Annotated in this window: 9 protein-coding genes; 7 read left to right on the top strand and 2 right to left on the bottom strand. The window is 67.5% G+C overall.

The window, feature by feature from the left end; genetic code table 11:
• The 4 genes from Q0R23_RS00445 to Q0R23_RS00430 all read left to right on the top strand — a co-directional run.
• Window positions 1-199, top strand: a 199-nt coding sequence (locus tag Q0R23_RS00445) for a DUF779 domain-containing protein (RefSeq protein WP_293909121.1), incomplete at its 5' end; no start/stop codon positions are given.
• A 368-nt stretch (window positions 200-567) separates the two neighbouring features.
• Window positions 568-2,322, top strand: coding sequence for a PASTA domain-containing protein (locus Q0R23_RS00440; protein WP_293909118.1), 1,755 nt, complete (start codon window positions 568-570; stop codon window positions 2,320-2,322).
• The gene (locus Q0R23_RS00435; protein WP_293909116.1) at window positions 2,319-2,636 is read left to right on the top strand and encodes a hypothetical protein; all 318 of its coding nucleotides are present in this window, start codon (window positions 2,319-2,321) and stop codon (window positions 2,634-2,636) included. The genes Q0R23_RS00440 and Q0R23_RS00435 overlap by 4 nt, the downstream gene beginning before the upstream one ends.
• Before the next feature lie 45 nt (window positions 2,637-2,681).
• Window positions 2,682-3,800 carry a cysteine desulfurase family protein gene (locus tag Q0R23_RS00430; protein WP_293909113.1) on the top strand — a complete coding sequence of 373 codons (1,119 nt, stop codon included), beginning with the start codon at window positions 2,682-2,684 and terminating at the stop codon, window positions 3,798-3,800.
• Window positions 3,801-4,128: 328 nt separating this feature from the next.
• Here Q0R23_RS00430 and Q0R23_RS00425 read toward each other — a convergent pair whose 3' ends face one another.
• Entirely contained in the window at window positions 4,129-5,373 is a 1,245-nt protein-coding gene (locus tag Q0R23_RS00425) for a GGDEF domain-containing protein (RefSeq protein ID WP_293909111.1), read from the bottom strand.
• Between the two features lie 293 nt (window positions 5,374-5,666).
• Between Q0R23_RS00425 and Q0R23_RS00420 the strand changes: the two genes are divergently transcribed.
• From Q0R23_RS00420 to Q0R23_RS00410, 3 genes are all read left to right on the top strand, one after another.
• On the top strand, window positions 5,667-7,496 hold the full coding sequence (locus Q0R23_RS00420) for an ABC transporter transmembrane domain-containing protein (RefSeq protein WP_293909109.1): 1,830 nt from the start codon (window positions 5,667-5,669) through the stop codon (window positions 7,494-7,496).
• Window positions 7,497-7,552: 56 nt separating this feature from the next.
• Window positions 7,553-8,524, top strand: coding sequence for a carbohydrate kinase family protein (locus Q0R23_RS00415; protein ID WP_293909107.1), 972 nt, complete (start codon window positions 7,553-7,555; stop codon window positions 8,522-8,524).
• A gap of 639 nt (window positions 8,525-9,163) precedes the next feature.
• On the top strand, window positions 9,164-10,096 hold the full coding sequence (locus Q0R23_RS00410; RefSeq protein ID WP_293909105.1) for a pseudouridine-5'-phosphate glycosidase: 933 nt from the start codon (window positions 9,164-9,166) through the stop codon (window positions 10,094-10,096).
• Between the two features lie 310 nt (window positions 10,097-10,406).
• On the opposite strand, the gene Q0R23_RS00405 is transcribed toward Q0R23_RS00410, so the two are convergent.
• Complete coding sequence (locus Q0R23_RS00405) at window positions 10,407-10,886, bottom strand: hypothetical protein (RefSeq protein ID WP_293909103.1); 480 nt, start codon at window positions 10,884-10,886, stop codon at window positions 10,407-10,409.
• Window positions 10,887-10,917 lie beyond the last annotated feature (31 nt).

The raw sequence follows: 10,917 nt of genomic DNA, 5'->3' as shown, positions 1-10,917 counted from the left end.
CGCCAGCACACCGTTTTACATGTCAAAGAGTCAGTTCGAGTACTGGAAGCACACCCAGCTCACCGTGGACGTGGTGCCGGGCCGGGGCAGCGGCTTTTCCGTCGAGGCCCCCGAAGGTGTGCGCTTTCTGATCCGCTCACGTCTCTACCGCGACGACGAGCTGGACTCCCTGTCGCCCGTCCGGGCCGCGAACACCTGAAGCTGAGCGCGTCATCCTCGGTGCCGACGCCTGGAAAGGGTGTCGGCATCAGGTTTTTGTCGTCTGAACTCTTTGTCGTCTGAACTAGAGCAGATGTCATAAAAAGACCCTTTTTATGACCAAGCGGAGCGAGTAGTTTTGACTGAGCAGGACGCAGAATGGAGGCGCGGGGAGGCTGTTTTCCCCGTGGCGTAATTCGGAGTACTGCTCTAAACTACACGTCAGGTCTCGACGGTGCTTCGCGGCGGTTCGGGGTTGCCAAGTCATCAGCCCCTCTGCACCGCAGTTCTGCGAATCCGTCTCACGCCCTTCTAGCAAGCCACAAGCCACAAGCCTCCCTCACCCTCCTCCGCTATACTCACACCCGAATGGCGCGGATTGACGGCAAGTACGAGGTGCTCGAAGAAAAGACCCAGAGCGGCGCTGGGGCGACGTACAGCGTCCAGGCCGACGCGCTGCCGGGGGCCGAGGCGGGCGAACTGCTGCGCCTGGACTGGGTGGCGGTCAGCACCACCGACGAGCGCAACAGCTTTCACCGCTACCGCGCCGTGCTCAAAGCGCTCGCCCCGGCGGGCCTGGCCGACGTGGTGGCCCGGCCCGGCGCCTACTACTCGGTCTGGCGCGAGGTGGTCGGGCTGCCGCTGCCCGCCTTCCAGGCCCAAAGTGTCAAGAACGAGGTGGCGCTGAGCAACCTGAGGGCGCTGGCGGCGAACCTGGCTGCCCAGGGCTACGCGCTGATGGACGCCGAGGTCGTGATGCACGGCGACGAACCCAGGGTGGCGCACCTGGCTCCGGCCCAGCGCAGCCCCCAGGACGCCGAATCGCTGAACGCGGCGGCGCTGGCGCCTCTGAGCGAGGGCAAGGTGCGGCGCTTTCGCAGGCCGCGCAGCGTCTGGTCGTGGCTGCCGGGGGTGGCCTGCGCCGTGGCCGCCGCCTATTTCGGCGCCGACGCCGCGCAGATTTACCTCAACCCCGCGCTGGCCGACGTGCCGCCCGTGATGGGCAAGGCGGCCAGGGAGGCGGCGGGCCAGCTCGCGGGCATCGGCTACCGGGTTCAGTACGTCGAGGGCGATGAGCGCCGGGCCGTGCTGGGCGCCGTGATCGCCCAGGACCCGGCGCCGGGCAGCACGCTGCACCTGGGTAGACTGGTCACCCTGACGGTCAACAACCCACCGGCCCTGACCGTGCCCCGCTTCGAGGAACAGACCCTCGATCAGGTCAAAGCCTCGCTGGCCGAAAACCTGCTCAAGCTCGGCAGCGTCTCGGAGGTCGACGGCGCCGTGAGCAACACGCCCAAAGGCCGGGTGGTGGCGCAGATTCCGGCGCCGGGCAGCGTCATCCGGCGCGGCCAGAGCGTGCGGCTGCTGATCAGTAACGGCATTTCGGTGCGCCAGACCTGGTTGCCGGACCTGACAAAGCTGACGTTCGACGAGGCCCGCGACCTGATTCGCCGCGCCGGGCTGGTGGTCAATGCGACCAAGCCTGAAATCAGCGAGGCCGATCCGGGCACGGTGCTGCGGCAGTCGCCCGCCGCCTACAAGCGGGTCGATATCGGCTCGCCGGTCACGCTGGTGGTGGCCATCGCCGGGTATCAGGGACCGGCCATCAGCGTGCCGCCGCTGCCGGTCCCGCCCGTGCCGGTGCCGGTTACGCCGCCCGCCACGCCCAACTTCGATCCCAACGGCACCACCGACCCGGCGGCCCAGCCGGAATTTGCGCCGGACCCCGGCAACCAGCCCTCCACGGCTCCGGCGGTGCCCGTGACCCCGGCGCAGCCCGCGATTCCGGCGCCAGCGGCCCCCACACCGGCCACCTCCCAACCGGTCATCCCCGCACCGGTAAGCCCGACCACCCCGGCAACGCCGTCCTCCACCGAAATTCCGCCCACGCCGCTGCCTACAGGCCAGGTCGCGGTGATGAGCTACACCTTCCCGGCGGACCTGCCTGCCGGAAGCGTGGAGATCGTGGTGCGCGACGACGACGGCGAGCGCACCGTATTGCCCGCCACCGACAGCGCCCAGCTCGCCGGAAACGTCGCCCAGCGCAGCGACATCAGCGTGCGCGGCAGCTACCGTTTCATCGTGCGCCTGAATGGGCAGGAGTACACGACTTTCGGGCCATGAGCGCACAAGCGCTGTACATCGTCCAGTACGACGGTGATTTGCTGGTGTTCGCAACGCTCAGCCTGGCGCTCAGTTATATCGAAGTGCCGGAGGTGGAGAGCGGGGAGGCGACGCTGACTGATACTTCTGGCGTTCGGTACAAGCTGGGAGTACAGCGCGGTGGGTGGTTTCGTCCAGATCAGGTTGTCGTCACGGGGACGGCGGCGGCGACGGACCAGGAAGTGTCAGCGCTGGATGCGGAGCTTCGTGCAGCGTCCAGTCCACCCGGCGCCTCGCTCTGGACGCTGGCAATGGAGTGGCCCCTGCGAAGGTAGAGCCTGAGTCCATTTTGCCCGCCTGCGCCGCGCTAGTTTACTGCTGTGATCTACCTCGACTACGCCGCCACCCACCCGATGACCGAGCTGGCGCTCTCGGCGTATGTTCGCGCCGCCGGGGTGGTGGGTAATCCGGCCAGCGTCCACTCAGCGGGGCAGGCGGCCCGTGAGCTGCTCGAAGAGGGCCGGGCGGCGGCGGCGGCGGCGCTGGGCGTGCATCCGCTGACCTTGATCGCCACGGGCGGCGGCACCGAGGCCGACAATCAGGTGCTGCTGTCCTGCTTCGCGGACGGTCAGGGCCATTTGATTACCTCCTCAATCGAGCATTCGGCGGTGCTGGCTCCGGCCCGGCTGCTGGCGCGGCGCGGCGTGGACGTGAGCTACCTGACGCCGGGGCCGGGCGGCGTGATCGAAGCCGAACAACTGCGCCAGGCCATGCGCGTGGGCACCCGACTGGTCAGCATCCATCACGCCAACAACGAGGTCGGGGCCGTGCAAAACGTCGCCGCGCTGGCCGGGGTCGCGCACGCGGGCGGCGCTTTGTTTCACACCGACGCGGTGCAGTCGCCGGGCGTGCTGCCGCTGGCTCTGAGCGGCTGGAAGGTGGACTTCGCCAGTTTCAGCGCCCACAAGTGGGGCGGGCCGTTGGGCGTGGGCTTTCTGTACCTGCGGCGCGGCCTGGACCTCTCACCGATGCTGCTCGGCGGCGCTCAGGAAAAGGGCCTGCGCAGCGGCACCCAGAACGCGCCGGGCGTCTACGCGGCGGGTCTGAGCTTGCAGCAGGCCGTGTCCGGGCAGCCGCGCACCTACGCCCACCTGCGCGCCCTCAGCGACCAGTTCACCGCCCATCTGGCCCCGCATGCCCAGATGCTGCGGCCCAACCACACGCCGTCCGGCAGCCCCAAAATCGTCTCGTTCACGGCGCCCGGCACCGACGGCGAGGCGCTGCTGATGAATCTGGATTTCGCCGGAATCTGCGCCTCGCTGGGCAGCGCCTGCGCGGCGGGCACCATGCAGCCCAGCCACGTGCTGAGCGCCCTGGGCCTGAGCGACCCCGACGCCCGCGCCACCGTGCGCCTGAGTTTCGGCGCGGCGACGACGCAAGAAGAGGTGAACCACGCTGCCCAGACGCTGATTCAGGCTGCGCAGCGGAGCCGAATCTGATGGGCGCAGCGTTCTGAACGTTGTGCGGCGGAGTTCGCCCCGTCACCCCCTCTGCAAGCCGGTCTGCGAGGCATCCGCAGGGGCTGAGTCCTTTACCCCGAACGCACTGAAGGGTCTACCGTGGCCGGGGAGCTTGCCAGTGGGCCGAGAGAGGCCCTGTCATGCTCGCTGCGTCCGCTGGGAGGTCGGGAGACTTCGGCAAGCTCATGACAACCTGCCCGCTGATGGCGTCCTGAGCGCAGCGTTCTGCCAGTTGTGGAGAGGAGCTGGCCCAGTTGCCCCTGTGCAAGCTGGGGGCCGGGGCAACAGAAGTTGCAGGACGCTGGATTTAGAGCGAGCCGTCTGGTACTGAGCCGTCTGGCACCGAGATGTCTGGCACTGAGCTGTCTGGCACCGAGCCGCCTTGCCCCGACCTTTCCGGCGTGGACGCCACACCCTTGCCTGCGGGCGGGCGCTCCGGCTCGGCGGCGGGTGAGTCCGGCAGCGGCCCCGGCTCCAGCGCCACCCGGACCTGGTTGCGCCCGCCCAGTTTGGCGCTGCGCAGCGCGGTGTCGGCCCGCAGCAGCACGCTTTCCAGCTTCTGCTGCGGCGCGGCGTCGTCATGCGCGGAGGTCTCGGCGACGCCGAAGGTGGCCGTCACCTGACCGACCGGCCCGAAGTGGTGATCGGCCAGGCTCAGGCGGGCGCGTTCGGCCACGGCGCGGGCCTCCTGGCTGCTCAGCGCGGGCAAGATCATCAGAAATTCCTCGCCGCCCCAGCGGGCCAGCAGGTGCGTTTTGGCCAGGCGCTGGCCGGTCAGTTGAGCGCTCTGGGCCAGCACCCGGTCGCCCTCGCCGTGGCCGTGTTTCTCGTTGACCATCTTGAAATGGTCGAGGTCATACATCACCACGGCGTAGGGCAGCCCGGCGTCGCTCAGGCGCTCGAGCATGTTCTGGGCGGCGCGGCGGTTGGGCAGATCGGTCAGCGTATCGACGTAGGCCAGCCGCCGCATCTCCTCGTACTGCCGCCGGGCGCTGGCGCCGACGTACTGGATCAGCGCGATCAGGATGCCCGACAGGAAAAACTGACTGACCGAGGCCAGCAACCGGTCTGTGAGCATTCCGAGCTGCCACAGCGGCCACAGATGCGCCGCCGCGATGACCAGGTTCAGCCCGATCAGGGCGGTCACGATCTGTGAGGCCCGCCGCAGCGGCCAGGTCAAAAAGGCCACCATGTACAGCGCTGGAAACCACAGCACGCCCTCGCTGAGCATCTGGTAGCGGGGCACGAACGATGAAAACTGGTGGTAAAACAGCGCCAGCATGTACGCCGTGCAGATCAGGTAAGCGCTGGCCAGCGCCTGGCCGAGCCGCAGTCTGCCCAGCCGCAGCGCCAGCTCGATAATCAGCATCAGGGCGGCCAGCGTGGGCAGCGCCACCAGGTCGAGCGGGTCCATGCTGCGCCGTTCCAGAATCAGCGCCGTAATGGCCGCCAGAGCCGTCAGCGGCGCCAGCACGCTGAATCCACGGCGGCGAAGCGTCACCAGGCCCAGACCGTCGGGTCGGGGTGGCGACGACTGCTGAAAACGGAACATAGCTGCCTCTCATCCTACGGTGTTTGCCTGCCCGGCTGCGCGTGAGCGGTGAACAATCACTCTCAGGAGCACACCAGAGCAGTACTCCGAATTACGCCACGGGGAAAACAGCCTCCCCGTGCCTCCATTCTGCGTCCTACTCAGTCAAAACTACTCGCTCCGCTCGGTCATAAAAAGGGTCTTTTTATGACATCTGCTCTAGTTGAGTGGTGCCCCGCCCTGCCCAGTACCCCGCCCTGCCCAGTACCCTGCCCTGCCCAGTACCCCGCCCCGCCCGGTGCTACGCTCAGCGCATGTTCTCCCGCCCCGGTTCGGCCCGCCCAGATTCGTCCACTACCGGTCCTCCCGTGCGCGACCCGGCCAACCTGTGGCGGCTGCTGCGCTACGTGCGGCCCTACGCCCTGGGGCTCTCGCTGGGCATCCTGACCACGCTGTTCTCGGCGGGGCTGAGCCTGGTGTTTCCCAAACTGTTCGGCAACCTGATCGACGCCTCGTTCCTGAAAACCGGGTCCGGCACCGGGCCGCTCGACCAGATCGTGCTGCTGCTGCTGGCTATTTTTGCGGTGGTGGCAATGCTCACGGCGCTGCAAAGCTTCCTGATCGCCCGCGTGGGCGTGCGGGTCATCGCCGATCTGCGCCGGGCGGTCTTCACGCATCTGCTGACGCTCAGCCCGCGCTTTTTTGCCTCTCGGCGCACTGGAGAGCTCACCAGCCGCCTGACCAGCGACGTGTCCACGGTGCAGGGCGTGGTCAGCAGCGCCCTGTCTCAACTGCTCAGCCAGGTCGTGACGCTGATCGGCGCCGTCACGCTGATGATCCTGACCAGCTTTCGCCTGAGCCTGTTCACGCTGGCGCTCATTCCCATCATCATCGCCACGGCCTTCATCATCGGGTTTCGCATCCGCAAGGCCGCCCGCGAGGTGCAAGACCGGGTGGCGGCGGCCAGCGCCAGCGCCGAGGAGGCCATCAGCGGCGTGCGGGTGGTGCAGAGCTTTACCGCCGAGAGCCTGGAAGCCGAGCGCTACACCGTGGCGGTGGAGGCCTCCTACCGCGCCTCGCTGACGCGCATCCGCCTGACCTCGCTGCTGATCGGCATCATGACCTTTCTGGCCTTCGGCAGCCTGGCGGGCGTGTTGTGGTACGGCGGGCGCCAGGTGCTGACCGGCGAGATCACGCCCGGCAAGCTGGTCAGCTTCCTGTTCTACGCGCTTCAGGTCGGGCTCAACGTCGGGGGCCTAGCGGGCATCTTCAGCCAGGTGCAAGAAGCCCTGGGCGCCTCGTCGCGCATCTTCGAGCTGCTGGATATCGACTCGGACCTGCCGGGCGCCGCCGAGCCCCTGGCCGTGGGGCGCCTGAGCGGCCAGGTCAGCTTTAATGACGTCTCGTTTCGCTACGGCGAGGAGCTCGGTGGCCCCACCCTGCGCAGCCTTAACCTGGACGTCTCGCCGGGTCAGACGGTGGCGCTGGTCGGCCCCAGCGGCGCGGGCAAGTCCACGCTGGTCAGTCTGCTGCCGCGCTTTTACGACGTGTCGGGCGGCTCGCTGAAGGTCGACGGCGTGGACCTCCGCCGTCTCGATCTGGCCGAGTTGCGCTCGCAGGTGGGGCTGGTGCCGCAGGAGACCCTGCTGTTTTCCGGCAGCGTCTCGGAAAACATCCTGTATGGCCGCCGTGACGCCACGCCCCAGCAGGTCCGTGAGGCGGCGCGTTCGGCCAACGCCGAGGAGTTTATTCTCAAGTTGCCGCAGGGCTTTGATACGGCGGTGGGCGAGCGCGGCGTCAAGCTGTCGGGTGGGCAGCGCCAGCGCATCGCCATCGCCCGCGCCATTCTCAAAAATCCGCGCATCCTGATTCTGGACGAGGCCACCAGTGCGCTCGACAACGAATCCGAGGCGCTGGTCCAGGCCGCGCTGGAGACGCTGATGGTGGGCCGCACCAGTTTCGTCATCGCCCACCGCCTGAGCACCATCCGCGCCGCCGACCTGATCGTGGTGATGGACGCCGGAATGATCGTCCAGCGCGGCACCCACACCGAGCTGATCGCCGAGGGCGGGCTCTACAAAGACCTGTACGACCTGCAATTTCGCAGCGAGCGGGCCCTGCGGGGCATACCTGCACCGTCCTGAGCTTTTCCCACCAGCCACCAGCTACGTGCCACCAGCCAAATGCCCTACCATGACCCGTGGTGACCTTCGTATCCAGTTCAGGCCCGGTGGTGGTGGCGGGCGGTCTGAACATCGACATCCTCAGCCGCCCGTTCGCCGCGCTGCGCCCCGGCACCAGCAACCCGGCCCAGACCGAATTCGCGCCGGGCGGCGTGGGCCGCAACCTGGCGCAGAACCTGGCGCAACTCGGCTACCCGGTGCGGCTGCTGGGCGTGGTCGGTGACGACCCCTTCGGTCAGAGCCTGCTGGATAAGGCGGGCCACAGCGGCGTGGACATCTCCGGCGTGCTGCGGCGCCCCGGCCCCACCGGCAGTTACCTGGCGGTCCTCGACGAGCGCGGTGAACTGCACTGCGGCCTGAGCAGCATGGCCCTCACCGCCGCCCTGACGCCTGCCGACGCCGCGCCCTGGTTGCCGCTGCTCGGCGACGCCCGGCTGCTGATCGTGGACGCCAACCTGTCGCCTGCCCTGGTCGACTTTTTGCTGGAGGCGGCCTGGCAACGCGGTCTGCGGGTGGTGCTGGAGCCGGTCAGTGCGCCCAAAGCGCTTGAGCTGCGCCCGCTGCTCTCGCCCCGGCGCCCGCTGTGGCTACTCACGCCTGACCGCGCCGAACTCGCCGCCCTGGTGGGAGAGCCTACCCTCTCAGACGACCCTGACGCTCTGATCGGTGCCGCTCGGCTCCTGCGGACCCTGAGCGCCCAGTGGGTGCTGCTCACCCTGGGGCGCGGCGGCAGCCTGCTGGTGGGGGAGGGCGAGCCGCTCCTGACCCCCGCCCGCCGGGCCAGCGTCCGTGACGTGACCGGCGCCGGGGACGCCTTTCTGGCCGGACTGATCGCCGCGCTCGAAGGCGGTCTGCCCTGGCCGGGCGCACTGGCCCAGGCGCATCTGTGCGCCGCATTGACCACTGAAGTCATCGGCGCGGTGAGGGCGGACCTGAGCACGGAACTGCTGAGGCGGGAAAGTGGTCGGGCGGTGCTGGCCGCAGGATAGCCAGAGGGTCAATCGCTGCTTACGGAGCAAGAGCCAATAGCGGCGTGTGGGATGTGAGTCAGGGCAGATGCTCGGAACAAAATAGGGAAGTTGGCGCCTCAGAACCTATTTCGCCGCTTCGCGTTTCTGCTGAAGTAAACCACTCCCTTCCAGCAAAGTCAGTTATGTGCAGATGCGGAGCACGGGCGCCCCACGGAACCGGCCACGATGTGGAGAACGCGGTGAGATAAAGTGCGTCTGGGACGATGCGGAAGTACCATGCCTAGCGCAGCGACCAACCCCCTCCAAGGTTCTATTGACACGTCGCCTAATCAAGAGAGGTGAGGGGCGGGCAGGCGTCCTCAAGGGGAGGAGTGGCACCCTCATGGGTGTCCGCTCATGACGACAGTCCGTTCACGACGAAGGGCCTGACTGCTTGTGCACAACGGCACTGTCTTGAGCACAACGGCACCGTCTTGAGCACAACGGCACTGTCTTGAGCATAACGGCACCTATCGGGCCTGCTCGCCTATCGGGCCTGCTCGCTGCCCGCTGGGGGAGCCGACGCATTGGCAACGAGATGAAGCCTAAAAACGCAACCCACCCGCCTACCCCCCGTCCAGAACAAACATGCTCCGCCCAGACGCTACCCTGAGCCCCATGCCCCATCCCCTCCTCGATTACGCCCCCGAAGTGGCCCAGGCCCTGCACGACGCTCAACCGGTGGTGGCGCTGGAAAGCACCATCATTAGCCACGGCATGCCCTACCCCCAGAACGTGCAGACCGCCCGCGAAGTCGAGGCCCTGATCCGTGAAGCCGGAGCGGTGCCCGCCACCATCGCGGTGATCGCGGGCCGCCTCAAAGCCGGGCTGAGCGAGGGCGAACTCGACATTATGGGCACCGATAAGTCCGTGCAAAAAATCAGCCTGCGCGACCTGCCGGGTACGGTGGCTCAGGCCCGGCACGGCGCCACCACCGTAGCGACGACTATGCGCGTCGCGGCGCTGGCCGGAATCCGGGTCTTTGCCACAGGCGGCACCGGGGGCGTTCACCGGGGCGCGGCCCAGAGCTTTGATATCAGCGCCGACCTCATGGAGCTGGCCCGCACGCCGGTGGCGGTGGTGAGCGCCGGGGTCAAGAGCATCCTCGACATCGGCCTGACGCTGGAGTATCTGGAAACCCAGGGCGTGCCGGTGATCGGTTACGGCGTGCGCGAGTTCCCGGCCTTCTACAGCCGTGAATCGGGCTTTCTGTCGCCGCTGATGGCCACAGGCGCCCCGGAGGTCGCCCGCGCCCTGCATGCCCAGTGGAGCCTGACGCTGCCGGGTCAGTCGGGCGGCGGCGCCCTGATCGCCAATCCCATTCCCCTGGAGGCCGAGATCGCCCGCCGCGAAATCGACCCCGTGATCGAGCAGGCGCTGAGCGACATGGCCGCGCTGAAGGTGACTGGCAAGGACACCACGCCGTACCTGCTGGGCCGCATCGTGGAGATCACCGGGGGCCGCAGCCTGGTCGCCAACATCGCGCTGGTGAAGAACAATGCCCGCGTGGCGGCGGAGATCGCCTGCGAGCTGGCGCTGATGGGGAAGTAGGGAGATGATGGTTTCGCGGCGGTCTGGGAACGCTGAGTCTGGTCCCTCCGGGGCACCTCCCCTTGTAAGGAGGCAAAAGATTAAAAGCACGTCTGGAACGATCTTTCGGCTCCCTTCGAGGGGGACTCCTGCGCGGCGGGTGGGGTTGTATCCGGCAGCTTCCAAAACGTCTGACCTGTCCCCATCTTCGCCCTTTCCACAGGCCACAAGCCACATGCTACAGGCCGTTTTCCTCCTTCCCCAACACAAATCCTTCCCCAACACAAAACAGCCGCCCCAGTCACCCGGAGCGGCCTGGGGCGCTGAAGCTTTACTGCAAACGCTTCATGATCGACTGGAGGCTGGCGGAGTCGCCCCAGGCCATGCCTTCTTTGACGTAGGTGCCAGCGCTGTCCTTGTCGCCGCGTGACAGGGCGATGTAGGCCAGCTTGGCGGCGCTCAGCGAGGCCAGCGGCTTCTCGGCGTCGGTCAGCTCGCCCAGGTTCTTCCAGCCGTTGTAGGCGTTGATCCACCACTGGGTCTTGGTGTAGAGCTGGGCTAGGTAGGCGCCGTAAGCCCGGTCGGTGTTCTGGGTGGAGGCGGTGTACGCCTGGTCCACCGCCGCTTTCCAGAGGGTGCGGTCATAAAAGGCGACGGGGTAGGCCACGTCGGCCTGCACGGCCAGCTCACTGGCGCGCGCAAAGTGCTCGGCGGCGGTCATGGTGGTCATGGCCGGGTCGGCGGGGGCGGCGTCCTGCGCCGCAGCAATCCCGGCGAGGGCGAAGGCGGTCAGAATGAGAATCTTTTTCATGTCGCCTCGCATCTTAGGACGTACTGTAGGG

The sequence above is a fragment of the Deinococcus sp. genome (assembly GCF_025362455.1).
Classification (GTDB): Bacteria; Deinococcota; Deinococci; order Deinococcales; family Deinococcaceae; genus Deinococcus.
The sequence above is the reverse complement of the archived record's forward strand: the minus strand, read 5'-3'. Positions and strand labels throughout refer to the sequence as shown.